The sequence below is a fragment of the Janthinobacterium sp. ROICE36 genome (genome assembly GCF_002869965.1).
GTDB lineage: Bacteria > Pseudomonadota > Gammaproteobacteria > Burkholderiales > Burkholderiaceae_D > Janthinobacterium.
This window is the reverse complement of record NZ_PEBS01000006.1, coordinates 74,936-98,161: the sequence shown is the minus strand read 5'-3', so window position 1 is coordinate 98,161 and position 23,226 is coordinate 74,936. Positions and strand designations below refer to the sequence as shown.

The window sequence follows — 23,226 nt, the reverse complement described above, 5'->3', positions numbered from 1 at the left end:
CGCGCGGGCCGCAGCCAGCAAGGCGTGCGTGGCGGCAACGGCGTCGAGGGCGCCGCCGCGCAGGGCCGCAATGGGGGCGGCCCCCGCGCAGGACGTGTTAACCCACGCAAACGAGGTGCCCGTCACGCCGAAAGCGATGCCGCCCGCCTCGACCACGGTGACTTGCACTCCTTTGCTGGCCAGCTGATATGCGAGCGACGCGCCGACGATGCCGGCGCCGATGACAACGATGCGTTGAAGGGCTGTGTGACTCATCTCTCCGCGCGCAGCTCCAGCGCGTAGACATGGCCATCGACAACCTTGCCTGCCACGATGGCAATATCGGGCACGGCCATTCCCTGCACGAAACCGCAGCGCTCCAGCACGCGTATCGAGGCCGCATTGCCGTCGATGGCGTAGGCGCACAGGCGGTGTAGCCGCCATTCGTCTTGCGCCAGGTCAATCAGGTGGCGCAACGCGGCCGTGGCAAGGCCCTTGCCCGCTTGCAATTCGCCGATGCGGTAGCCGACTTCGGCCACGCCTTGCTCCCGGTCAATGTCCTTGAGGTTGGCGCGCCCGATCAATTGTTCGTGCTCGTCGACAATGACGCAGGGATGCAAGCGTCCCTGTGCATGCTCGCCCATCAATTGCGCGACGTGCGCCTGGACGCCGTCAACGCTGTAAAACGCGTCCGGGCGCGGGTCGATATGGCGCTCGAACCAGGCCCGGTTGGCTTGTTCGAAGGCCAGCAAGGGCGCGGCGTCGTCCGGGCGCAGGGTGCGTATGGTCAATGTGTTCATGGAGACTCCTGGAAAGGCATGAGTCTAGTGACACGCCACCTCGCCCGTCAATCTTGATTCCATCAATCAATATGAAGTGACAAACGCTACAATGGACGCCATGAACAACGACCTGTCCGCGCCTGACGCGGCGCGCCTGCTGGGCGTCAGCCTGCCCACCCTGTATTCCTATGTGAGCCGGGGCTTGCTTGCCTCCGTCAGCAATGGCGCGGCGCGCCGCAAGCGCTATCCGCAGGAAGAGGTGCTGCGCCTGGCGGCGCGCAAGAACGACGCCAAGCGGGGCGGCCAGACGGCCATGGCCACCATGCACTGGGGCTTGCCCGTGCTGGAAACGCAGATTTCGCATATTGCTGGCGGACGCTTGCTGTACCGTGGCTGCGATGCCACGGCACTGGCGCAGCACGCGACCCTGGAGGCGGCCGCCGGCCTGCTGTGGGACGCTGGCGCCAGCGACTATTTTCAGCCAGACGCGCCTGCTCTGCCGCAAGGGCTGGCCAGCACGCCGGACGCGCCGCCCTTGATGCGCGCCATGTTGGCCATGGCCATGCTGACAACAGCGGATATTGCGCACTCGCTGCAGTCCGGCCCGGCATTGATGCGCATCCTGGCCGCCGCCCTGCTACAGACGGCGCCGTCCGCCTTGCCGCTGCACCGGCAACTGGCCAAGGCGTGGCTAGCCGACGCGGAGCAAAATGAATTGCTGCGCGCGGCGCTGGTGTTGCTGGCAGACCATGAGTTGAATGCGTCGACCTTTGCCGTGCGTTGCGTCGCCTCGACGGGCGCCAGCCTGCCGGCCGCGCTGGGCGCGGGGCTGGCCGCCTTGTCAGGCGACAAGCATGGCGGCGGCAGCGCGGCGGCCCGGCGCATGTTGACGCAGGCGCTGGCCGCGCCGGACGCCAGGGACGCCATCAGCGCCTTTTACAAGACCATCGCGCCGGAATTTGCCGGCTTTGGCCACCCGCTGTATCCGCTGGGCGACCCGCGCGCCGCGTATCTGCTGGAACGCCTGCCAGCGATGACGCACGAGCACCCGCAACTGCGCGCCATCCTGGCCGCCTGCGCCATGGCGGGCGAGTTGCTCGGCGCCAAGCCGAATGCCGACCTGGCGCTGGCCACCATGGAGCTGGCGTTCGGCTGGCCCGAGGGCGCGGGCATGACCGTGTTTGCGCTGGCCCGCTCGGCCGGCTGGATCGCGCATGCCGCCGAGCAAGCCGCGAGTGCGGCCCTGATACGCCCCCGCGCCCGCTACATCGGACGGCACCAGCGCGACTAGCAATATCCGCTTGATTTATTACGCATACGTAGTAGTATACTTCGCATGCGTAGCAATACTCCTCCCCAGCCTGACTTTCCCGATACCGATACCGATACCGATACCGATGCCGCCTGCCCGCTGGGCGAGCGCTCGCCGCGTCTGTTCAACCTGCTCAACCTGGCGCGCCAGAACCTGTTCCGCTCGGCCGATGCCGTCTTTAGCGGCGAACTGGGGTTTTCCGGCACGCAAGTCGTCGCCCTGTTTGCCCTGAAGGGCGAGGAAGGCTGCCAATTGAAGGATCTGGGGCGATTGTTGCAACTGAAAAACTCGGCCGTCACGGGCCTGGTGGCGCGCATGGAAGAAAATGGCTTGATCGTGCGCGGCCAGTCGGCGTTTGATGCGCGCGCCGGCACCCTGCACATGTCGCGCAAGGGCGGCGAAGTGCTGGCCGCCGCCCTGCCCCTGCTCGACAGCCTGAATGCGCAACTGAAAGCCGGTTTCAGCGAGGAAGAACTGGCCGTCGTCGCCCGCTTCCTGCTGCATGCCTCGCGGCTGCGGTTCCAGCAAGACAGTTAACTTATCTCTCACCTCCCAGGAGTTACCATGCACCCCAACGACATGACCGGCTTGCAACTGATGCAAGCTTTCGCGCAAGGCCTGTCCCCCCGGCCTGGCATTTCCAAAACCATGCCCATGGATGCGCACACGGTGGAGCATGGCAGAGTCATCTTCACGGCCACGGCGAATGAAACGCACACCAATCCCATGGGCGGCGTGCACGGCGGTTTCGCCGCCACCGTGCTCGACACGGTCACGGGTTGCGCCACGCACACGGTCTTGCCGGCCGGTGAAAGCTATGGCACGACGGATCTGAATATCAAGATGTGCCGTCCCCTGCCCTTTAACGTAACGGTCTACGCGGAAGGCAAGGTCATCAACGCGGGACGCAACCTGGTCATTTCCGAAGGCACGATCCGCGACGAAGCCGGTAAAGTGTATGCGCACGCGACGGCCACCTGCATGATCATCCGCCCCCGGGAACAAGCGGCCGCCTGATACGGCCCAACACTATCGAGGATAGCCTGGCGCAGTTGCAGGAGCGGCTGCCAGCTGGGCTAACCTGGAATATTAAAACGGAGAGAGCATGGAAGGTCCTGATCCAAATACTACCTACCCGATGCCTGGATTCCCGCAAATCTGCTTTCTGAAGAATATTATCACCCGACCCAACATTGAAATCGGCGATTACACGTATTACGACGATCCGGACGGCGTCAGCCAGTTCGAAGACAATGTCCTGTACCATTTCCCGTTCATCGGTGATCGCCTGAGAATCGGCAAATTCTGCGACATCGCGCGTGGAGTGAAGTTCATCATAAACGGTGCCAACCATCAAATGAACGGGATTTCAAGCTATCCATTCTTCATTTTTGGCAATGGCTGGGAAACTGCACGACCTGTCGAGGGAGAATTGCCATATAAGGGCGATACGATTATCGGCAGCGACGTTTGGATTGGCTACGACACACTCATCATGCCTGGAGTACGGATCGGCGATGGCGCTATCATCGCCGCGCGCTCGGTTGTCATTGCCGACATCCCACCCTATGCCATCGTAGGCGGCAATCCGGCACGTGTCGTCCGGGAGCGCTTCGATTCTGCTTCTGTGCAACGGCTATTGGAAATCGCCTGGTGGGATCGCCCGGCAGAATGGATAGGCCGGCACCTCGACCTGATCCGGGGCGGGGACGTGGACGCGCTGTATGCCGCCGCCCTGTGAGATCCTGCATGTGGCGGGGCGAGGCGACCTGTATCCCCCTGTAGCAGTCGTTCGACTGATACAGCATGTGCTGCTACGCGGCGCCTTGTGTCTTGTCCCTGCCGTGCCGCGCTTCTAGACTGGGGCCTTCTACGGGAATAGGCTCTTAGCCATGGTGCGAGCATTAGGCTGTCCATGCTGTTCGCGGCCAGACCGATGCCAGCAAGGCGCTGTCGGTCGCCTCAGCCCGCCGTCTTCTTCTTCGCCTTTAACAGGCTCCCCGCCGCATTTTCCTCGAAACGCCCCGCCTCTTCTATATAGCCATGCACGGTGCCGTCGTGGCGCCAGCCGCCCTGGCGCTTGATGGCCTGGAAATCGGCTCCCGCCCGGTGCGCGCTGGTGGCCATGCCGCGGCGCAGGCTGTGGCTCGATAATTCCGGCACGTAATCGAGCTGCGCCAGCCTGGCGCAGCTTGCCAAGATCGTGTTGATGCTGCTCGCGTGCAGCGCTTTCACGCTCACATGGCCCCACTGGTTGACGGGACGCAACAGCGGTCCGGAGCGGATGTGCGCCACGGCCAGCCAGGCGCGCAGGGCCGTGGCCGGGCAGCAGACGCCATCGCCGAACGGGATCGCCTTGACGATGCCCTCCCCCAGTTGGTCCGTTTTCGAACGGGGCAAGGTAATGACCATGCCTTGCGGCTCCCAACTCACCTCGTCCAGTGTCAATCCCACCAGTTCGCTGCGCCGGAAACCGCCAAAAAATCCCAGTTGCAGCAAGGCGCTGTCGCGCAAGGCCTTGCTGCTGCCCAGCGCGGCCAGTTTGCCGACGATCACTTCCAGGTCTTCCAGAGGCAGGGCCTTGGCCTTCTTTTTCGGTTTGCCATGTAGGCGGGCGATGCCGGCCAGGGTCTTGCGCACGGTGGGCGTGGACGCGGGATCGGCAAAGCCCTGGTACACATGCCATTGCGACAGTGCCGTCAGGCGCAGGGCCAGGGTGCGCGCGTTCAGGTTGTCCGCATGCGCCATCAGATAGCGAATCACGGTGGACTCGTCGGCGGGCAGCGCCCCGCCCCAGGCCTGGAAGTGGCGGATGGCCGAACGGTAGGTGCGGCGCGTGTTGTCCGAGGTGGCAGCGGCGAGAAACGCCTGGTGGCGTGCGGCCAGTTCCGCATCGATGAGGGCGCCGTGTAACGGCGCAAGAGCGATGGCGGCGTTTTTCGAAGTGGCTATACGACGTTTCGAGAGAGGCAAATCGGGCATGGCGGCAGCGAAATCGCGGTTGTGTACTGAGAGGGTCACAGAATAGCATGCAAACCACCCCCATAACACGCGATAAGCAATCTTATCGAAGCTTATATTTATCAAAAATCATCAAATTTATATCGTAATATTATTTGATATTACGTATCATGTAATACGTTACTAAATTTCGCTCATAGGTGGTTTTATGGCCCGCACCGGCATTCTGTACTCTGATGTTATGAAAGCAGCCCAAATCGTCGCTGCCGATGGGCGCAATCCCACCGTCGACAATGTGCGCGAAGCGCTGGGCAGCACGGGCAGCAAGAGCACCATCGCACCCCTGCTGAAGCGCTGGAAGGAAGAGTTCCAGGGCGCGGGGGCCGTGAAAACGGAAGCAGGCTTGCCGGCCGAGTTGATGGAGGCGATGCGCGGCGTGTATGAGAAGCAGCAGCGCGACGTGGCGCAGCAGCTGGAAACGGGCATGCAGCACAACCGCGCGGAACGCGACGCGGCGCTGGAAAAGCTGAAAAAGACGGAAACGGATAGGCTAAAACTGACGGAGGCGCGCGCCGCCCTCACCCAGGAATTGCGCGCCACCCAGCACGCGCTGGCGCAACTGAAGGAAGAACACCATTTTCGCGCCGTCACCCTGGCCACCCTGCACAGCGACAACGCGGGCCTGACGCAGCGCCTGGCCGACCGGGGCGAGGAAATCGCCGCCCTGAACCGCCAGCTGGCGCAGGTACGCTCGCAGTTCGACCATTACCAGGAAGCGGCCGCTACCCAGCGCAGCGAAGAGCGCGCCCAGGCGCAGCAGCGTGTAAGCCGGCTGGAACAGGACAACGCCCAGCTGCAGCAGCGTTTGCAGGGCCAGCAAGCGACCCTGGTGCAGCAAGACATGCGCCTGGCGCAACTGCAGGCGGAGCACGCGCGCTTATCCGGTGAAGCGGCCGCCGACCGCGCAGCCCTGGCGACAGTGCGCCCCGAGCGCGATCAGTTCGAATTTCAATATCTGCAGGCAGCCGCGTCTGCCGACGCCCTGCTGGCCAAGCTGGATACGGCCTTGCTGGCGCTGAACGATGCCCGGGTGGCGCTGGCCGCGCAAGACCGCCAACTCGACATGCTGGCGGAAAATGCGCAGGCGGCGCAGCAGCAAGCGGCAAGCCTGGCGCAGGAGCGTGACGGCTTGCTGCGCGAGAATGCCGGCATGGCGGCCAGGCTGGGCCTGCTAATTGATTGCAAGGAGCAAGGCGATGTTTGAACCGGTCTACAGGCATGGGCTATCTGCGACGCGCCCTGACAGGCGGGGCCCGCTTTCTGGGCTTGTCCCATTATTGCGCCTGCCCATTGACGCCCGGTAGGCGCGCCGCTGCTGGCGCCGGCAAGCGCACGCGTCCCGTGCCCTTGCGTTGAGGCTCAAATGGGGGCTGCAGCGCGCCATCACGGCGGCCAGCAGCAGCTACAGGCGCAGGTTCAGCACGCTGTCGATAGCGTGGGTTTTCCGCTCCACATTGCGCGTACCGTTTTGCAGCCAGTAAGCGTCGCCACCCTGTTGTAGCGCGCGAATATCGAGCGTGCCCAGCGCAGGCGGAATGGCGTCGGCGAGCAAAGCCGCCACGTCGTCCCATGCCGCTAAAACAGTTACAAATACCAGCCATCGTCGTGCGCCAGGGCCGGCAATTGCTGCTGCGCCAGCGCCTGCCAAGCGGCAGGCTTCCTGGCCGTGCCCGCGCTGCCTTTGCGCAGCACGATGCCGCCGGCCTTGCCGAGGGCGGGGATAAAATCCTTGAATTCGATGCCGGAAGCGGCCAGCATGCGCTCGGCCGGCTCGTGCCAGATATACAAAAGATATACAAATAGTGTCGCAAGTGGTCGTCCGCTTCGGTTTGGGCGCCGCATTCATTGCCACGGCGGCGCGTATCAGCGCCTAGATCGCCGCAGCATCGAGCTGCTCGCCTTCGTGGATGTCGATGGCCCGGCGCGTGTTGCGCCGCGTTCGATGTATCGCCCGTTTCTTAACATGAAATTCACCTTGCCCACGTAGCATTCAGACTGGCAAGGCTCTCATTGTGCAGCGCCTGCCATCACCGGCTGAATCATGAATGACATCGCTTTACCCCTGCACCACCGCAGCACCCTGCCGCCACATCCCGCCAGCGGACACCGGTTGAAAGCGGCGCTGGGCGCCCTCTTCTTTCCCCGCCAGCGCACGCGTTGGCTAGCCTTCCTGGACAACATGCCTGGCATGCGCTCGCTGGCCCAGCTGCATCCCTGCCTGCGCTTCAAGATTTACCGCCCTTACGCATCACGTCAGCTCGGTTGCACGGATCGCCTGGCCTTGCTGGAAGGGCACTACCGTTTCCTGTGGCAGCTAGGCGCCCGGGCGCTGGTCGAGCGGGCGGCGCGCCAGCCCGTGGTGCTGGCCGCGTTCGAAGGCAAGGATGGGGCGCTGTACCGCTTGCAGCTGACGGCCATCCACGACAGCTACCGCGAAGGCGAACTGTGCCTGCACCTGACGCGCGATGGCCAGGCCCTGTACCTGGCCAGCTTTTTGTTCCTGCCCCGCGCCGATGGGGTGTCCTTGCAGCTGGGCGCGCTGCAAGGCTTGCGCTCCGAGGCGGGCAAGCTGGCGGTCAAGGAAGCCACGCGGGCGCTGCACGGTTGTCGCCCGAAAAACCTGATGGTGACGGCCCTGCGCGATTTCGGCGATTTTTTTGCCTGCAATAACCTGTTTTTGATCAGCAATGACAACCGCATCGCCCTGAATGCGCGCCGCCGGCGCCATATTGCCGCCGATTATGACCTGGCGTGGCAGGAATTGCACGCCTTGCGCATGCGCGACGGTAACTATCACCTGCCCTGCGCGCACTACCGTGTGCCGGACTTGGCCGACGTGCCGTCAAAGAAACGGGCCGATACGCGCCGGCGTGGCGAATTGCTGCGATGCATGTCCGCCGACATGCGGGCGCAACTGGCGGGTTTGCTGGAGACGCCTGCAGACAGTGACATGCCAAATTGATAATAGTGACATGAAACTCAGGTAACCTTCATATAACCGGCCTATGCTCGGCATTCATCCCAGCCACTTTATCCGGGGGCTGGCGTGAACTTGCCTTTTCCATTGATCACTCGACAGGTTCCCATGAATCCCACTTTCGCCCTCCTCCCCCTTTGCATCGTCGGCAGCGCCGCCTTGGCAGCACCCGTGCTGGACGACGCCGTGCGTCAGCGCGCCGAAGAACTCACGCGCACGGGCTTGCACGCCAGCATCGTCATCGCCGTCATCGATGGCAGAGACAGCGCCGTGTATGGCTTTGGCAGCGTGCATGCAGGCAAGAACACCAAGCCGGGCGCCGATACCGTCTACCAGATCGGTTCCGTCACCAAGACCATGACGGGTTTGCTGCTGGCCGATGCCGTCATCGAATGCAAGGTCACGCTGGAAGAACCGGTGGCGGCATTATTGCCCGGCTATACATTGCCTGCCTTCGACGGCAAGCCGATCAGCCTGCTCGACCTGGCCACGCATTATTCTGCGCTGCCGCGCCTGCCCGACAACTTTGCGCCCAAGGACCCTGCCAACCCGTATGCCGATTACACGGAAGCAAAACAGCGGCAGTTTCTCGCCGCCTACCAGCTGCCGCGCGCGCCGGGCAGCGTCTTTGACTATTCGAATATCGGCTATGCCGTGCTGGGCACGGCCCTGGCGGCGCGGGAGGGCCGCAGCTATGAAGCCCTGCTGCAGTCGCGCATCGCCGTGCCGCTGGGCATGCGCTCGACCTCGAACCAGCCCACGCACGGCATGCTGGCGCGCCTGGCGCCGGGCCACCTGATGACGGGCGAAGCCACGCCGGCCTGGGACTTGAACGTGGTGGCACCTGCTGGCGGCGTGTATTCGAGCGCGCGCGACATGATTGCCTACCTGCAAGCGTACATGTTCAAGCCGCTGCGCCCGTATGCGCTGGCCATCAAGCCGCAGCGCCCAATGGCGCCGGACAGCGACACCAAAGTCGGCCTGGCCTGGCTGCTGGAACAGCAACAGGGACAAAGCTACGCCTGGCACAGCGGCCAGACGGGCGGCTACACCAGCTATGCGGCGTTTACCACGGACGGCAAGCGGGGCGTGGTGGTGCTGACGAACACGGCGCGCACCGTCGATGCCCTGGGTTTGTCCGCCCTGCTGCCCGGCACGCCCTTGCCGCCGCTCAAAAAACCGCAAGCCGCCATCGAACTGCCGCGCGTAGCGTTGGCGCAATACGTGGCCGATTATGTGCTCGAGCATTCCCCTGAGGAACATTTCACCTTGACGGTGAGCTTGGGCAAGCATGGCCTGGAAGCGGCTGGGACCGGTGTCGGTTCGGCGCCCCTGTTTGCCAGCGCGAAAGACCAGTTTTTCTTCCGCGCCATCGAGGCGGAACTGGCTTTTACGCGCGATGACGCAGGCAAGATCGCCGCCGCCGTGCTCAAACAGGGTGGGCAGGAAGTGGTCTTGCCGCGCAAGCAGTAGCGCTCAGGCGGCCGGGTCTTGCATGAACTGCTCGACCCGGTCGACAAACGCCGCCTTGCTGCGCGTGCGATATTCACCCAGGAACACCTCGCCGCCTTTGACAGCCTTGCCATGGCGGTCGTATGCCACCTTGCCCATCTCCAGCACGAACTCGCCGTACGGATCGTCTTCCGGCTCGAAGTGCGAGTTGAAGCCATAGCCCGTGTCGCGGCAATGGCCCCATAGCAGCAGCGCGCTGCTGAACCATTGCATGGTGTCCGGCCCCGCTTCCACCTCGAACAGCGTATTGACGGTGATGTGCCAGCCGCCGGGCACGCGCAGCGGCTGCAGCGGATAAGGGAAGCGTAGCCGTTTCATGGGGATGATGGCGCGCGGCGGGTCGCGTAGAAGGCGAGAAATTCGCCGGCCGGCAGGGCTTTCGCAAACAGCCAGCCCTGGCCGAATTCGACCTTGCGTTCGCGCAAATAATCGGCTTGCTGCTGCGTTTCGATGCCTTCGGCCACGATCAGCATGTTCAAGCTGCGGGCCATGGCGATGATATGCGGCGTGACGCTGCTGGTGGCGGCGTCCGTGGCTATGGTGTCGACGAAGGATTTGTCGATTTTCAAGGCGTCGAGCGGCAGGTTTTGCAGGCTCGACAGGCTGGAATAGCCCGTGCCGAAGTCGTCGATGGCCACCGCATGGCCGCGCGCTCTGGCTTTTTCAATGGTGGCGCGCGCCGCTTCGACGTTGATGAAACCGCGCTCCGTCGCTTCCAGCCAGATCTGCTGCGCCTCGATGCCCGTGCCTTCCAGGGCGCGTTCGAGCACGTCGAGCACCCTGCCCGTTTCGATATCGCTGGCGCACAGGTTGATGGCGATGTGCAGCGCGCGGTCGGCCAGCAGCGCGGCGCGCATGTCGGCGATGACGCAAGCGATCACCTGGTCGGTGATGGGCAGTATCAGCTCGCCATCCTCGGCCACGGGGATGAACAGGTCGGGCCGTATCATGCTGCCGTCGGGACGGCGCCAGCGTATCAGCGCCTCGGCGCCCACGCACACGCCCGTGTCGAGGGCGATGATGGCTTGATAATGGACAAAGAATTCGCGCCGGTCGATGGCGATGCGCAATTCTCCCATCAGCGACAAACGGCGGCGCGACAGCCACACGACGATGCCGACGATGAAGGCGGCCATCAGCAAGCCCAGCGGCAAGAGCAGCAGCTGTTCGCGGCGCAGCCTGTCGTTCAGCTTGCTGCGCGGCTCGATCATCACAGCCGTCAAGCCGTCGCGGTACAGCATGGCATGGATGCTGCCGTCCGCCGCTGGCTGGCCGGCGAGCAAGGCGTGCACCAGCACAGGGTCGGGATGGTGCAAGGTGTCGAGCACGCCGTGCTTGCCGATGGCGACGGCCATCTGGATATCGCTGTCGATGATGACGTCGGAAAAGCGCACGGGATCGATCAGCACTTTATAGGCGCGGTAGGACAGTCCCACCATGCGCTTGCCGCCGCTGACGACGGGGCGCAGGTTGAAATCGAGGCCCAGGCCATTGTCCATCGTGAATTCGGCGGGCGTGACGGCGATGCGCGCCTGCTCGATGCCCGTGGACGTGCATTTGAGCAAGCCATTTTCCACATAGCCGATATCGTCGATGCTGCGCGTGGTGATGGTGATGCGGCGCAGTTGCTGGATATGCGCTTCCGAGCACGGCGCCAGGTCCAGCGCATCGGCGCTGCGCAGGGCGGCGCCGGCCGAGGCGATCGAACGGTGGGCGCGCTCGAGCGCGTAGTCGGCCAGCAGACGCAGGCGTTCCTGCTCGCCCTGCTCGGCGCGCATGGACGACAGATAAAAGGCCAGGCTCAGGGGAGCGACCACGCCGAGGACTGCGACCAGCACGCTCGTTACAATAATGCGTTTTCTGCGCATGTGATTACCTGCAGTAGTTATATGATTGCCATGTATTGCTCGATGGCATCATATTATAAGCAGAGGCCGTGTACTTAAAAATTGCTGAACAGTTACACTTTTTCCAGCGGCCTGGCCAGCACGAAGACCAGCGCCGCCACCACGGCCGCCAAGCCGCCAGCCAGGTACAGCACGCTGGCAAAGCCGTCGATGAAGGCGTGGCGCGCCGCTTCCTGCGCCACGGCCTGCATGGCGGGCGGCAGCTGGCCGAAGGCCTCGGCCGCGTTGCCGGCGACGATGCGCCCTATCATCTCGGGCGAAGCCTTCAAGCCGTGCAGCCACGCCAATTTCTCGAACGAGGTCGCCGTGCGCATGGCCAGCACGGCGCCCAGCGCGCCCACGGCCAGCACGATGCCGACAAAGCGCGTGGTGGTGCTGATGCCGGAACCCATGCCCGTGCGCTCGCGGGGAATGCAGGCGAGGATGGCTTTTTGCGTCGTGCCGTTGAGCAATCCTGCGCCCGCGCCCGTGACGACCATGCCGGCCGCCACCAGGCCGTACTGCAAACTGGCGGCGGCCAGCGCCGTGGCGACATTGCCCACGGCGACGATCAGCAGCCCCGTCACCAGGATGCCGCGGTCATCCAGATGGCGCATGGCGCGCGGCGCCAGCCGGGACAGCACCACCATGGCGACGGCAAACGGCAGCATGGCACAGCCGGCCAGCACAGCGGAAAAGCCGAAGGCGTTCTGCAAATACAGGGGCAAAAAAGTCATCATCACCTGGGCGGCGATGGCGTAGCCAAACATGCCCAGCACGGCGCCGACAAACACGCGGCGGCCAAACAGGGACAGATCGACCATGGGCGCGCGCTGGCGCCGTTCCACCATCACGAACACGGCCAGCAGCGCCGCGCCCGCCAAAAAGCGCAGCACGGTGGCGTGGCTGGCCCAGCCTGCCACGCTGGCGTCGATCAAGCCCCAGATGATGCAGAACAGGCCGGCCGAAAACAGCAGCGCGCCCAACGGGTCGAAGCTGGCGTTGGACGCATCCTTCGATTCTTCTACATGACGCTTCACCAACAGCATCAAGATGGCGACGACGGGCAAGTTCAGATAGAAAATCCAGCGCCAGTTGATGGCGCTCGTGATCAGGCCGCCCAGCAGCGGCGCCACCGTCATGGCTACGCCCATGGCCGCGCCCCACACCGACCAGGCGCGCGCCCTTTCCTTTTCCGCATGGAAAGTATGGCCGATGACGGCCAGCGCGGACGTCAGCAGCAGCGCCGCACCGAGGCCCTTGATGGCGCGCGCCACGTTGAGCACGAACGGCGTCCACGCCAGGCCGCACAGCAGGGACGCCAGCGCGAACACGGCCAAGCCGAACAGCATGACCCGGCGCCGCCCCAGGCGGTCGGCGATGCTGCCGGCCGGCAAGAGGAACGCGGCAAACGCCAGCATGTAGGCGCTGACCACCCATTCCACGTCGACGAAGCTGGCGTTGAGCGAGCGGGCGATCGAAGGGAGCGAGACGGCCACGACGTTGGTGTCGAGCATGATCAGCGCGCACACGCCCGAGCACGTATATAAGGTCCAGTTGGTATTCTTCATGCCTGTATTTTAAGCAAGCTTGTGTTATTTCCTGTTACAAGACAAGCACCTTATAATTCACCGATGGTAAAGACAGAAAAAGAGATGGAACTGCGGCATTTCCGCTGCGTGCTGGCCGTAGCGCACAGCCTGCATTTCGCACGGGCCGCCGCCGAGCTGGGCATTTCGCCACCCGCGCTGACCAAACAGGTGCAGGAAACGGAAAGCTTGCTGGGCACGCGCTTGTTCCAGCGCAGCAAGCGCGCCGTGGCCCTGACGGCCGCCGGCGAATTGTTCCTCATCGAGGCCACGCGCGCGCTGGCGCAGCTGGCGCAGGCGCAGGAAGTGGCGCGGCGGGCGGGACGGGGCGAACTGGGACGGCTGGACATCGGCTACGTGGCCTCGGCCGCCTATTCCGGCGTGCTGCAAGACCAGTTTGCCCGCTTTCGTGCCAGCCACCCCGGCATCCACATCAGTGCGCGCGAAACCGCGATGGATGCGCTGCCCGCCTTGCTGGACCAGGGACGCGTGGACCTGGCGTTCGTGCGCCCGCCCCTGCACTTGCCGGACGGCATAGCCAGCGTGGTCTTGCTGCGCGACCGCTTCGTGCTGGCCGTGCAGGCCGACAGCGCCCTGGCCCGCCTGGAGGTAGCGGGGCCGGCCGCGCTGGCGCAGCAAGCGTTCATCGTGCCGGAACAGGAATTGGGAACACTGGAAGTGAGCCGGCGCGGCGGCTTTGCGGCGCAGGTGGTGTCGCGCCCGGGCAGCCTGGTGGCCGTGCTGACGGAAGTGTCGCTGGGCGTGGGCTGCGCCATCGTGCCCCACTCGGTGATGGCCAGCGTGCAATTGCCCGGCGTGGTGTTCCGCGAACTGGAAGACCCGCAGATCAGTTCGGAAATCGCCGTGGCCTTCCGCCGCCACGAACAGGCGCCCGCCGCGCGCGCCTTCATCGCCCAGCTGCGCGCGGTGGCGCTGGCTTAACCTCTGCTGCTCTTCAATACCGCCACGGCGTAGGTGCAAGCGCTGGCCGTTTCATTCTTGAACAGGCAATCGGCGGGCGGACCCAGCGCCAGGCAGTCGCCCGCGTCCAGCACGTGGCGGGTATCGCCTTCGATGAAGACGAGGCTGCCGCTGAGCGACCAGATCAGCTGGCGCCGCGCCACATAGGCGGCGGCCGGCATGGCCACCACGGCGCCCGGCGGCAAGCTGATATGCACGAGGTCGAGCGGCATGTCGGACGCGGGCGACACGTGGCGCCGCACATAGCCGCTCTGCGGGTCGGTCCACACGGGCTGGTCGGCCTGGCGCAGCAAGCGGCCTGCGCGCATTTCCGCACGGGCGATGAGTTCGGACATGCTCAGGCCGAAGGCGCCCGACAGCCGCGCCAGCAGGGTGGCCGTGGGGCTGCAATCGCCGCGTTCCACCTTGTGCACCATCGCGCGCGACACGCCAGAACGGGCCGCCAGCTCCGTCAGCGACCAGCCCAGGCTTTCCCGTTCGAGGCGCACCCTGGCGCCGATGCGCTGGTTCAATTCGTCTGGTTTAGTGGACATGGGGCAGATTCCATTCGGATTCTATTGGACAAGGCGTGGGCGGCAATCTATGATTTGTCCATTATAGTAGACGCCTAGCAAGGAGATCAACATGCACATACGCGATGCCCACGCGGGCGACATCGAGGCCATCACGGCCATCTACAACGATGCCGTCAGCAACACCCTGGCCATCTGGAATGAACGGACGGTCGATGCGGCCAACCGCGCCGCCTGGCTGGCCGAGCGCGAGCGGGCCGGCTATCCGGTGCTGGTCGCCATGGATGCGGATCAACATGTGGCCGGCTACGCCTCGTTCGGCGACTGGCGCCCGTTCGAAGGGTTTCGCCATACGGTCGAGCATTCCGTGTATGTGCGCGCCGATCGCCGCGGCGCCGGCGTCGGCAAGGCCTTGATGGGGGAATTGATCGTGCGCGCGCGCGCCCGGGGCAAGCACGTGATGGTGGCGGGCATCGAAGCGGGCAATGCCGGTTCGATCGCCCTGCACAAACAGCTGGGCTTCGATGAAGTGGGATTGATGCGCCAGGTGGGCACCAAGTTCGGCGCCTGGCTGGACCTGGCGTTTTTGCAACTGCAACTCGATGCGCGCAGCGACCCGGACGGCATTGCGCCGCCCGCTTGATGTCAAACAGACGTCAAGGATCGCGCATTAAAGATCGATCTCCGGTGGCGGTCGGCGCAAGGCCATGTGTTCCCACACGGCCACTAATACCAGCACGCAGCTGGTGATGCAGGCCAGCGTCAACGGTGAATACAGCCGGCCATATGCCATCGGAATCAGCGCCAGGATGATCAAGATGCCCAGCAAATGCGACAGCGGCGGCGTGGCGCGGTCGTTGCTGACCCATTTGAACAGCGCATTGCCCAGCAGATACAGGATCGGCCCGCCCAGCAAGGCGCTGATGCCGGCGAAGCTCGCCTCATCCGGATGCACGAGGGCCAGTTCATCGGCCACGGCGCAGACGATCACGCCGCCCACGATCAGCACGTGGATATAAGTGTAAGCCTTGCGGGCGATGCGGCCCGGGTCCTTCGAGTGGGCGATGCGGTGCTGGCCCGCCTCGGCGCCCGTGTCGAAGTAAATCCACCACATGGCGATGCTGCCGACCAGGGCTGACAGGAAACCCAGCCAGTTGCCGGGCGTCCATGCCAACCCCGCGAAGGTGGCACCCGTCACCAGCAGGGATTCACCGAGGGCGATGATGACGAACAGGCCGCAGCGTTCGGCCATGTGGCTGCCATCGACATCCCAGTCGGCTATCGTCGAGCGGCCCAGGCCGGGCAGGCTGAACTGCATCCATGGACCGGCCAGGTCGATCAGCAGGGCCGCGCCCCACCAGAAGATGCGCTGCTCGGGCGACGCGATGCCGCCGGCGATCCAGAACATACCGGACAACACGGCCCACAAGGCGATGCGCTGGAAATTGCGGCGGCGCGCCAGCGCTTCATGGCGCACGGCCCACCAGGCGAACAGGGGCCGGCCCACCTGCATGGCGACGTAAGCGCCCGCAAAACCCAGGCCGCGCGTACCGAACGCTTCGGGTATCGAGGCCGACATGATGAGGCCGCCCAGCATCAGCGCAAACAGGCTGATGCGCACGGGAATGCGCTCGGGATCGAGCCAGTTGGTGATCCACGAGGTAAAGATCCACACCCACCAGACGGCCATCAGCAACAAGCCCGTCTGCAGCCAGCCCATGGCGCTCAGGTGCGCCAGCAAGCCGTGCGACAGTTGCGTGACGGCGAACACGAACACCAGGTCGAAGAACAGCTCGATCATGCCCACCTTGCCGCTGTCCTGCGCGCCGCGCTGACGCAGCAGGGAAATGCGATTATTCATTTTTTTCCTTGCATAAATATCGGACCGGCACCCGCGGCACCGGCCAAAACGGCACGATGATAGCAGATGGGGATGGCGGCCATGGCGGCGCGCTGCGGTCGGCAGGCGTTTGCTCTTCCGGCCGAATTTCGCTACGATGGGTCGCATGCGCGGGACACCACCTCCACCATGTATCAGCTGAATTGGCGCGGCCCCTGGCTGGCTGCCGTGCTGCTGCTATCGCTCGGCGGCGACGCCCCGGCGCTGGCGCGCCAGCTGGCCGAACCGGCCCCCGCGTGCCGGGCCCCGCAAACCATGGCGCTGACGGTCAACAGCGACGCCATCGCCACGGCCAGCAACGATATCAATGACAACACCCTGGTGGCGCTGCGCGCCAACGGGACCGCGTACTGGACGGTTTTATTGTCGACAGCGAATATCCTGCTGCAGCTGGGCGTCGAGCGCGGCGATACCATCGTAAGATTCCAGAAAGGACTGACCCTGCGTTTCCAGGCCCTCGGACCGCAGCAATATCAAATCCTCATCGATGGCCCCATTCTCGATGACGGCACGCAGTACACGCTGACTGGCAAGGTGATAGCCGTTTTTGAACGCTGTCCGGTCCTGCCCGCACCAGCCGCGCAATAAAGCCGCGCATGCCATCTATTTAAGTCAATAAACCGTTTATATTCAATTGCATTCCCTGTCCGGATTGCCTGCCGCCGCGAAAAATGGACGGCGGCGTTTTCCCGCGCCGCGTCCGGATAGCTCACCATTACTGCCTTTGCGACAATTCGAGAGAATCGCGCAAAAAAATAGGCCTAGAATCGCTACTCGTGATGTGCAAGAGCCGGCATGGTTATATTTAGAATAGCCAGAAACTATGTTTCGAATAAGAAAATAGAAAAATATATTAATCAATTCCGGATTGATTAATATCAAATGTCTTGTCTTTATTTGAAATCGCGTATTGTCCCGCCATATTTTTATGGCATGGTCGAAAAGTCGTTGCAATACCGTTTCCACCGACTTACCCAACTGCCCCGGACCTGTCGGCCACGGGGCGCCCACCGCAAGTGCAGGCCGATATCACCCCATGGAGAATGTCATGTCCAACTTACCTCGCGTCGAAGTCAGCAACCATACGCTGGCCTCCGGCCAAAGCGTCACCACCAACACCACGCCGAACAGCATCGCGCTGTCCATCGCCAGCAGCGACAGCAACAACCAGACCGGCATCGCCTTCCAGTTCCAGGGCCGCACCACGTACTGGAATCCCAGCGTCAGCACCGGTTTCACGACGGCCAAACTGGCGAGCGACACGGGCAATGGCGTCGTCACGTGGAAAGCCGGCCTGACGGTCACCTACTCGCCGCAGAGCACGGGGCTGTATAACGTGCTGCTCTCCGGCGACATCGTCGACAGCGGCACCCTGTATACCTACACGGGCTTCGTGCTGGCTACCTTTACCTCCAACGCGCAGTAAGCGGCGGTTCCGCGCCCGCCTGCGGGCGGGCGCCCTGGATGGCCGCCCGCCACCGCATCCAGGCAAGCAGCCTGGCCATCCGACGCCCTTCCGGGCCCACCCGTTGTATACGATTGCGATGCCGCGCGGCCGCCATGCCGGCGCATTGCCGCCCGAGTCGCGTCTTGAGTGGAGGTAGTCATGGGTTTCAGCTTTGTCGCCACCGATCCCGCCAGCAAGGTCAGCCTATATGAATCGCCGCCGCAGGCGGACCATGCCTGGGCCGGCTACCTGCTGGCGCCCGTCGCGCCGCCGGCCACGCCGCCGGACAGCATCAGCTATGCCGACAGCCTGTCGCCGCAGCGCATGGGCGGCTACGTGTTTGCCAGCGCCCGTCCGGTGGCGCTGGACGCGGCACCCGGCCCCTTTATCGCCGCCCTCGCCGCGTATATCGACCAGCAGTCGCCGGCGCCGGGACTGAACCTGAACGCGCTGCTGTGGCTGCGCGACGCCGATGCAGCACCGGCCGATTCCTTCAAAAACTACGGCTGCAGCTACAGCTATAACCAGCTGACCAAGGGCTTTGCCACCAGCAGCAATGTCAATTTCCGGCTGGGACAGGACCTGCTGTTCAACGTGCTGTCCGGCGTCGGCCTGTCCATCGACGCCGCCAGCGGCAGTCTGCGGCTGGCGGCGCCGCTGGCGACGCCGCCGGCGCTGGCCTTCCAGCGCAACGCCAGCGATATCGGCATACGCGTCACGGGCAGCGGCAACACGATCCGTACTTTCGTGCCGCTGGCGGGCCCGAATGCGGGCTGCCTGACGTTTACGGCCACAGTCAACCCTGCCGTCACCTTCGGCCCCGGCGGCCTGGCCGTCGGCTTCCCCCTGAGCGCGCGCGACACGGCCAGCGGCCAGCTGCAGCAGCTGTTCTACCCGGCGCTGAGCGCGCCCGCCGCGCTGCCGGCCAACCTGGCCTGGGTCGGCACGGTCGACCCGCTCGATCCCTACAATCAGAAGCTGTCCGCCAAGGCCAGGCTGGAAGGCGTATTGCGCTGCGGCTTGCTGCCGGCCGGCCATCCCGCCTTGCCGTCCACCTACCGCACGGCGCTGGGCCATGCGACGACCTTCCTGCCGCTGGGCGCCACCAGCGGGCAGCCGCCCGTGGTCGGCCTGCAGTCGGGCGCCCTGGCCTTTGGCTGCGCCGCGCGGTCACCCTCACAGCCCGCTACCAGCAAGGCCCTGCTGACGCCGGCCGGGCGCTTCGGCCTGAGCATCAGCGGCCAGGCTGCCGGGACACAGACAAACTTGTTATGCGGCATCTTCGGCTCGGAACAGCTGAGCATGACAACGTACGATGGCGCCGCGCCGGAGAATGACCCCCTGCTGTTCGTGCCCGCCTCGCCCGCCTACGCGTCCGTCTTCCCGTTCCAGGCCGCGACGCTGGACTTGCCCGATTCTGGTAACGTGGCCACGCCGCTGACGGCCGCTTACCTCAGTTCCTGGGCCAGCGTGCTCAAGGGCGGCGCGGCCATGCCGCAATACCATGCGGAGCCGGCGGGCAGTCCCATGTACGGCCTGCCGCCTGCCGCCCGGGCAGCCGCTTTGCTGCGCGCCGTGGCCGCCGATACCGTGCTCGCCTCGACCCCGCCCGCGTTGCCCGTGCCGCAGGGCGCCGCGCACGCCTTTCCCCTGCTGCCGTATGGCGGCGCCGTCAGTGGTGGCCCGCTGGAGATCAGCGCCGCCCTGCTGTCGAGCTTTGAAAGCAGCATCGTGGCCGCCACGCGCAAGGCCGTCATTTCCAGCGGCGCCGGCGCCACCTGGCAGGCACGCGCGGCCGCGAGCCACCGCGTGCGCGGGCTGGCCGCCGGCGAGGCGGTGGCGGAAGCGCCGCACTACCGCACCACGCCGCAGGGAGCTGTCGCCACCGTGTCCAGCCAGGAGCAGGACCAGGACGCCTTCCTGTCGGTGACCCTGGGCCAGACCCTGGGCGACGGCGGGCAGGTCTTGCCGTTCGGCTTCCGCTTCCCGGACGCTACCTTGCAGGATGCCTTGCAGACCAACCAGCTATTCCTGGTGGCCGTCAACGCGGCCCACCTGTCGGACGGCGGCGCACGTTTCGACAGTACCGTGGGCATCGCGGGCTGGACCATGCAAGCGCAGGTGGGCCTGGGCGTGACGCCCACGTCCTACCGCAACGTGATGCTGCTCAAGTATTGCAGCGGCAGTGTCAGGGAACGCGTCGCCAATCCGAACGCCTGGTCGGGCGCGCCCGATTTTTCGCTGGCCGCCGACGCCGGCCCCAGCGTCCAGGGCATCGCCTACACGGGACTGTCGCAGTGGTTGCAGGATGTCATCGAAGCTGCCGAGGTACTGGCGGCGGACAAGCCCGAATCGCCGTACCGGCATTTCCTGGAACTGGTCAGCGATCCCGCCTGGACGGGCGTGCTGGTGCTGCAGGCGGACCTGGATCCGTCCAGTCTGCCGGCTGGCCTGCAGGGCATCGCGGCCGGCCTCGACCTGACGCGCTTCGTCGCCCACCATTTCGGCTTCACGGCCAGCCGCGTGACGGTGCATGGCGACGGCAGCATCACCCTCGACGGCAATTCCAGCACCTTCGGCCTGGTCGACTACCAGGACCCGGCCTTCGCCGCAGGCCAGCGCAACGGCTTGCCGCCCGATACACCCATCGCCCTGCCCGACACCGACAACTATGCGTTCCGCGTGCTGCAATTGCAGGTCCTGTTCGACAATGCCGTCATCAAGACCTTCAAGAGCTACGTGCAACTGGCCGTCAACGGCCTGCTCGGCTCGCGCGTGACGGCCACCACCTTCGGCGGCAATGCGATGCCGAACAACGGCGTGGTACTCGACGGCAGCTATATCGACCAGAATGGCACCGGCATCTACATCTTCGAGCAAGCCACGCCGTCGATATTCAGCCTCGACAGCAACCTGCTGCGCCACGTGGCTTTCCAGCGCATCCAGTTCAACTGCCTGGGCACCATCGACGCGGGCGCGACCGTGCTGAACCGTTTTTCCGTGTGGGGCACGCTGGACTTCGCCAGCCTGGACGACCGCACGGGCGCGGTGCTGGACCTGCTGTCGTTCGGCGCGCTGGCGCCGGATCTGCCGCCGGACGGCGCAGGCCTGGCCTTCTCCAACCTGGTGATCGACATGCGCTATCCGCAGACGACGCCGTCGGCCGTGCGCTTCGACGAGGTGACGGTCAATCTGGCCTACGACCTCGATGCCAGCCAGGCCAGGCCGGACAGCATGTTCAAGGGCTTCGGCCTGGAACTGTCGGGCTTTATCGCCGCCGCCGACGGGCAAAAGCCGGCCGATTTCGGCTTCCTGCCCGTCAGCACGGCGCTGAACCTGGGCACGCTCGACGGGCCCTGGCACGGCGTCGTGTACGACGTCACCATGGGCGGGCCGGGTGCGCTCGTCTCGGCCGCCGGCTTCCATTCGACCCTGCTGCTGGCCTGGTCGCCCGCCAGTACCGCCGGCGACGACGAGCAAGCCGTCTTCGTCGGTCTCTCACTGCCCGGCGCGGCGCCCGGCGCCAGGCTGATCAGCCTGCAAGGCATCTTCAAGCTGGCCATCGACAATATCGGGCTGATGCGACAAAAAGTGCCCGACGGCGACGCCTACTATTATTGCCTGCGGCTCGACAATATCGCCATCAAGTTCCTCGGCATTGCCAAGCTGCCGCCCGACGCGAACATCCAGTTCTTCCTGTTTGGCGACCCGAAGAATACGGGCAGCCTGGGCTGGTATGCCGCCTACATCGCCGATGCGGCCGCCCGGCAGGAGCAGGAGCAGGCCGCGCTGCCATTGCTTGCCATTTCATTGGGGAGCGCTGCATGACCAACGTCGTGTACTGGAATATCGAGAAGTTCGCCATCAACAAGGTCAACAATCCCAGCCGCAAGCGGCCCCGCTATGGCGAAGGCGGCCGCTGCGGCGGCAACCTGCCGGCCGTGGCCGCGCTGCAGCGCCGCAACCACATCCTGACCATCCTGCGCGCAACGCAGCCCGATATCTTCGTCCTGATCGAGGTGTCGTCCAGCGCGACCGGCGCCGGCGACCTGGCGCCCGACACGGGCGGCCTGCAGGGCGCGCTCTTCCTGCTGCAACTGCTGCGCAACGACGTCACCGACCCCAACCGCGCGGCCTGGCGCATGGTGCCGCCGCTAAAAGTGGGCACTGGCGGGCGCACGGAATCGGTCGCCGTGCTGTACCGCGGCATATCGGGCACGGCTGGCACGCCCACGGAAGTGCGGCGCTATTTCACGGGCCCGAACGTGTGGACGGGCGGCGGCGTGTCGGCTGTGGCGGCCGGCGCCGTGCCTGCTGCCTATCCGGCCGGCGGCGCCGGCGCGCCCAACATCCAGGATTTGCTCAACCCGCCGGGCCAGCCGGCGCGCATCATCCCGGCCGGCGCGCAGTACAACGGCGGCCTGGCCGAGGGCATGGCGGCGGCGCGCATCGCCTTCGCGCCCGCACCGGCGCCGGCCGTGGCACCCGTCGTTGGCGGCCTGGTCAACTTCAACGGCTTGCGCCAGCCCTTCATGGTCAGTTTCGTGGAAACCAACCAGGCCAACGTCATCACGCGCAACCTGACCCTGTTTGCCGTGCATGCGCCGCCCAACCACGGCGGCGCCACCAATTTCATCAATATCCTGCTACGCGGCGTGCTCGACGTAGCGGCGGCGCCGGCCGGCGCGCCGCACAATGAAATCAAGCTGATCTGCGGCGACTTCAATCTGAACGCCATCTATGCGCTGCCGCCTGGCGCGGGCGGGCGCACCACGGCCTACGACCAGTTGCGCGCGATTAACTACATGCCGTTGCTGGACCCACCACTTGCCATGCCGGTGGCACCGAACCTGACGCTGGACGCGTATCAGGGCTACCTGGCCACGCATATCCGCCCCAAACGCACGAAGCAGCAACTGACACAGCAGTCGCGCTTCCTGTGGTCCGACAATACGGCCGGCGGCGCGCTGACGCCGTCGCCGTATCCAGGCTATAACTATATCGGCAGCGATATGGTGAGCAACTTTTTCTCGATCGACAATATGCTCGTCAACCCGCTGGTAGTGGCGAATAACTACCAGTTCACGGTGATGAATCCCGTGTCGGGCACGCCGTTCACGGTGGCGGGCGCCATGCCCGCTGGCGTGCCCATCGGCACGCGCCCGCTGGCCGCGCAATTTACGAACTTGCCTGCCGGCATGGCCTGGCCGCAATCGCCGGCGGCCGTGTATGCCGTTGGCCAGGCGCGCACGCAGAACGGCTGGGCCAATTACGGCTACCTGCGCAGCACCAGCGACCACCTGGCGCTGTTTGCCGTGCTGTAGACAC

At 64.9% G+C, this 23,226-nt stretch carries 22 protein-coding genes and 1 pseudogene; 13 read left to right on the top strand and 10 right to left on the bottom strand.

What is annotated here, in order from left to right:
- Positions 1–6 precede the first annotated feature (6 nt).
- Positions 7–255: pseudogene (locus CSZ94_RS28265) on the bottom strand (FAD-dependent oxidoreductase); the annotation flags it as partial.
- A complete protein-coding gene (locus CSZ94_RS04280) occupies positions 252–779 on the bottom strand; it encodes a GNAT family N-acetyltransferase (protein WP_102120378.1) in 528 nt (175 codons plus the stop codon). The pseudogene CSZ94_RS28265 and the gene CSZ94_RS04280, both read right to left, overlap by 4 nt.
- Before the next feature lie 76 nt (positions 780–855).
- Here CSZ94_RS04280 and CSZ94_RS04275 point away from each other — a divergent pair, with 76 nt between their 5' ends.
- From CSZ94_RS04275 to CSZ94_RS04260, 4 genes are all read left to right on the top strand, one after another.
- A complete protein-coding gene (locus CSZ94_RS04275) occupies positions 856–2,052 on the top strand; it encodes a citrate synthase (protein WP_258000760.1) in 1,197 nt (398 codons plus the stop codon).
- Positions 2,053–2,097: 45 nt separating this feature from the next.
- Positions 2,098–2,610, top strand: a complete 513-nt coding sequence (locus CSZ94_RS04270; RefSeq protein WP_102120377.1) for a MarR family winged helix-turn-helix transcriptional regulator — start codon at positions 2,098–2,100, stop codon at positions 2,608–2,610.
- A gap of 27 nt (positions 2,611–2,637) precedes the next feature.
- The gene (locus tag CSZ94_RS04265) at positions 2,638–3,090 is read left to right on the top strand and encodes a PaaI family thioesterase (protein ID WP_102120376.1); all 453 of its coding nucleotides are present in this window, start codon (positions 2,638–2,640) and stop codon (positions 3,088–3,090) included.
- A gap of 88 nt (positions 3,091–3,178) precedes the next feature.
- Positions 3,179–3,814 (top strand): CatB-related O-acetyltransferase, encoded by a 636-nt coding sequence (locus tag CSZ94_RS04260; RefSeq protein WP_102120375.1) that lies wholly within the window; start codon positions 3,179–3,181, stop codon positions 3,812–3,814.
- A gap of 221 nt (positions 3,815–4,035) precedes the next feature.
- Here the strand turns inward: CSZ94_RS04260 and CSZ94_RS04255 are convergent, their stop codons facing one another.
- On the bottom strand, positions 4,036–5,094 hold the full coding sequence (locus tag CSZ94_RS04255; protein WP_258000759.1) for a tyrosine-type recombinase/integrase: 1,059 nt from the start codon (positions 5,092–5,094) through the stop codon (positions 4,036–4,038).
- A gap of 181 nt (positions 5,095–5,275) precedes the next feature.
- Here CSZ94_RS04255 and CSZ94_RS04250 point away from each other — a divergent pair, with 181 nt between their 5' ends.
- A complete protein-coding gene (locus tag CSZ94_RS04250; protein ID WP_258000758.1) occupies positions 5,276–6,298 on the top strand; it encodes a DNA-binding protein in 1,023 nt (340 codons plus the stop codon).
- A 198-nt stretch (positions 6,299–6,496) separates the two neighbouring features.
- Here CSZ94_RS04250 and CSZ94_RS27895 read toward each other — a convergent pair whose 3' ends face one another.
- Together CSZ94_RS27895 and CSZ94_RS04245 are read right to left on the bottom strand one after the other, a co-directional pair.
- The gene (locus CSZ94_RS27895; protein WP_180977357.1) at positions 6,497–6,655 is read right to left on the bottom strand and encodes a hypothetical protein; all 159 of its coding nucleotides are present in this window, start codon (positions 6,653–6,655) and stop codon (positions 6,497–6,499) included.
- Positions 6,656–6,678: 23 nt separating this feature from the next.
- The gene (locus CSZ94_RS04245) at positions 6,679–6,882 is read right to left on the bottom strand and encodes a hypothetical protein (RefSeq protein ID WP_102120373.1); all 204 of its coding nucleotides are present in this window, start codon (positions 6,880–6,882) and stop codon (positions 6,679–6,681) included.
- 253 nt (positions 6,883–7,135) lie between these two features.
- On the opposite strand from CSZ94_RS04245, the gene CSZ94_RS04240 reads away from it, so the two are divergent.
- Together CSZ94_RS04240 and CSZ94_RS04235 are read left to right on the top strand one after the other, a co-directional pair.
- Positions 7,136–8,056 (top strand): VirK/YbjX family protein, encoded by a 921-nt coding sequence (locus tag CSZ94_RS04240; RefSeq protein WP_102120372.1) that lies wholly within the window; start codon positions 7,136–7,138, stop codon positions 8,054–8,056.
- Between the two features lie 123 nt (positions 8,057–8,179).
- Entirely contained in the window at positions 8,180–9,544 is a 1,365-nt protein-coding gene (locus tag CSZ94_RS04235; protein WP_102120371.1) for a serine hydrolase domain-containing protein, read from the top strand.
- Positions 9,545–9,547: 3 nt separating this feature from the next.
- On the opposite strand, the gene CSZ94_RS04230 is transcribed toward CSZ94_RS04235, so the two are convergent.
- The 3 genes from CSZ94_RS04230 to CSZ94_RS04220 form a co-directional block, all read right to left on the bottom strand.
- Positions 9,548–9,901 carry a hypothetical protein gene (locus CSZ94_RS04230; protein ID WP_102120370.1) on the bottom strand — a complete coding sequence of 118 codons (354 nt, stop codon included), beginning with the start codon at positions 9,899–9,901 and terminating at the stop codon, positions 9,548–9,550.
- Positions 9,898–11,451, bottom strand: coding sequence for an EAL domain-containing protein (locus CSZ94_RS04225; protein ID WP_102120369.1), 1,554 nt, complete (start codon positions 11,449–11,451; stop codon positions 9,898–9,900). Before CSZ94_RS04225 ends, CSZ94_RS04230 begins: the two co-directional genes overlap by 4 nt.
- A 92-nt stretch (positions 11,452–11,543) precedes the next feature.
- Positions 11,544–13,040, bottom strand: a complete 1,497-nt coding sequence (locus CSZ94_RS04220) for an MFS transporter (protein WP_102120368.1) — start codon at positions 13,038–13,040, stop codon at positions 11,544–11,546.
- A gap of 84 nt (positions 13,041–13,124) precedes the next feature.
- On the opposite strand from CSZ94_RS04220, the gene CSZ94_RS04215 reads away from it, so the two are divergent.
- Entirely contained in the window at positions 13,125–14,000 is an 876-nt protein-coding gene (locus CSZ94_RS04215; RefSeq protein ID WP_102120367.1) for a LysR family transcriptional regulator, read from the top strand.
- On the opposite strand, the gene CSZ94_RS04210 is transcribed toward CSZ94_RS04215, so the two are convergent.
- Complete coding sequence (locus CSZ94_RS04210; protein WP_102120366.1) at positions 13,997–14,572, bottom strand: helix-turn-helix domain-containing protein; 576 nt, start codon at positions 14,570–14,572, stop codon at positions 13,997–13,999. The genes CSZ94_RS04215 and CSZ94_RS04210 overlap by 4 nt on opposite strands.
- Positions 14,573–14,663: 91 nt before the next feature.
- On the opposite strand from CSZ94_RS04210, the gene CSZ94_RS04205 reads away from it, so the two are divergent.
- Positions 14,664–15,194: a GNAT family N-acetyltransferase gene (locus CSZ94_RS04205; protein WP_102120365.1), complete on the top strand. Its 531-nt coding sequence runs from the start codon at positions 14,664–14,666 to the stop codon at positions 15,192–15,194.
- A gap of 27 nt (positions 15,195–15,221) precedes the next feature.
- Here CSZ94_RS04205 and CSZ94_RS04200 read toward each other — a convergent pair whose 3' ends face one another.
- The gene (locus CSZ94_RS04200; protein WP_102120364.1) at positions 15,222–16,412 is read right to left on the bottom strand and encodes a low temperature requirement protein A; all 1,191 of its coding nucleotides are present in this window, start codon (positions 16,410–16,412) and stop codon (positions 15,222–15,224) included.
- A gap of 168 nt (positions 16,413–16,580) precedes the next feature.
- Here CSZ94_RS04200 and CSZ94_RS04195 point away from each other — a divergent pair, with 168 nt between their 5' ends.
- The 4 genes from CSZ94_RS04195 to CSZ94_RS04180 all read left to right on the top strand — a co-directional run bounded on the left by CSZ94_RS04195 (position 16,581) and on the right by CSZ94_RS04180 (position 23,222).
- On the top strand, positions 16,581–17,039 hold the full coding sequence (locus CSZ94_RS04195) for a hypothetical protein (RefSeq protein WP_146009735.1): 459 nt from the start codon (positions 16,581–16,583) through the stop codon (positions 17,037–17,039).
- 460 nt (positions 17,040–17,499) lie between these two features.
- Positions 17,500–17,877: a hypothetical protein gene (locus CSZ94_RS04190; RefSeq protein ID WP_102120362.1), complete on the top strand. Its 378-nt coding sequence runs from the start codon at positions 17,500–17,502 to the stop codon at positions 17,875–17,877.
- 180 nt (positions 17,878–18,057) lie between these two features.
- Positions 18,058–21,726, top strand: coding sequence for a hypothetical protein (locus tag CSZ94_RS04185; protein ID WP_102120361.1), 3,669 nt, complete (start codon positions 18,058–18,060; stop codon positions 21,724–21,726).
- A complete protein-coding gene (locus tag CSZ94_RS04180; RefSeq protein ID WP_102120360.1) occupies positions 21,723–23,222 on the top strand; it encodes an endonuclease/exonuclease/phosphatase family protein in 1,500 nt (499 codons plus the stop codon). The genes CSZ94_RS04185 and CSZ94_RS04180 overlap by 4 nt, the downstream gene beginning before the upstream one ends.
- The last annotated feature ends 4 nt before the right edge of the window (positions 23,223–23,226 follow it).

Bases quoted from the DNA above. Each gene is read 5' to 3' on its own strand.
- CSZ94_RS04235 (WP_102120371.1), top strand. From the start codon at position 8,180: ATGAATCCCACTTTCGCCCTCCTCCCCCTTTGCATCGTCGGCAGCGCC.
- CSZ94_RS04240 (WP_102120372.1), top strand. From the start codon at position 7,136: ATGAATGACATCGCTTTACCCCTGCACCACCGCAGCACCCTGCCGCCA.
- CSZ94_RS04180 (WP_102120360.1), top strand. From the start codon at position 21,723: ATGACCAACGTCGTGTACTGGAATATCGAGAAGTTCGCCATCAACAAG.
- CSZ94_RS04230 (WP_102120370.1), bottom strand. From the start codon at position 9,901: ATGAAACGGCTACGCTTCCCTTATCCGCTGCAGCCGCTGCGCGTGCCC.
- CSZ94_RS04250 (WP_258000758.1), top strand. From the start codon at position 5,276: ATGAAAGCAGCCCAAATCGTCGCTGCCGATGGGCGCAATCCCACCGTC.
- CSZ94_RS04200 (WP_102120364.1), bottom strand. From the start codon at position 16,412: ATGAATAATCGCATTTCCCTGCTGCGTCAGCGCGGCGCGCAGGACAGC.
- CSZ94_RS04190 (WP_102120362.1), top strand. From the start codon at position 17,500: ATGTCCAACTTACCTCGCGTCGAAGTCAGCAACCATACGCTGGCCTCC.
- CSZ94_RS04260 (WP_102120375.1), top strand. From the start codon at position 3,179: ATGGAAGGTCCTGATCCAAATACTACCTACCCGATGCCTGGATTCCCG.
- CSZ94_RS04270 (WP_102120377.1), top strand. From the start codon at position 2,098: ATGCGTAGCAATACTCCTCCCCAGCCTGACTTTCCCGATACCGATACC.
- CSZ94_RS04280 (WP_102120378.1), bottom strand. From the start codon at position 779: ATGAACACATTGACCATACGCACCCTGCGCCCGGACGACGCCGCGCCC.
- CSZ94_RS04205 (WP_102120365.1), top strand. From the start codon at position 14,664: ATGCACATACGCGATGCCCACGCGGGCGACATCGAGGCCATCACGGCC.
- CSZ94_RS04185 (WP_102120361.1), top strand. From the start codon at position 18,058: ATGGGTTTCAGCTTTGTCGCCACCGATCCCGCCAGCAAGGTCAGCCTA.
- CSZ94_RS04225 (WP_102120369.1), bottom strand. From the start codon at position 11,451: ATGCGCAGAAAACGCATTATTGTAACGAGCGTGCTGGTCGCAGTCCTC.
- CSZ94_RS04220 (WP_102120368.1), bottom strand. From the start codon at position 13,040: ATGAAGAATACCAACTGGACCTTATATACGTGCTCGGGCGTGTGCGCG.
- CSZ94_RS04210 (WP_102120366.1), bottom strand. From the start codon at position 14,572: ATGTCCACTAAACCAGACGAATTGAACCAGCGCATCGGCGCCAGGGTG.
- CSZ94_RS04265 (WP_102120376.1), top strand. From the start codon at position 2,638: ATGCACCCCAACGACATGACCGGCTTGCAACTGATGCAAGCTTTCGCG.
- CSZ94_RS04215 (WP_102120367.1), top strand. From the start codon at position 13,125: ATGGAACTGCGGCATTTCCGCTGCGTGCTGGCCGTAGCGCACAGCCTG.
- CSZ94_RS04195 (WP_146009735.1), top strand. From the start codon at position 16,581: ATGTATCAGCTGAATTGGCGCGGCCCCTGGCTGGCTGCCGTGCTGCTG.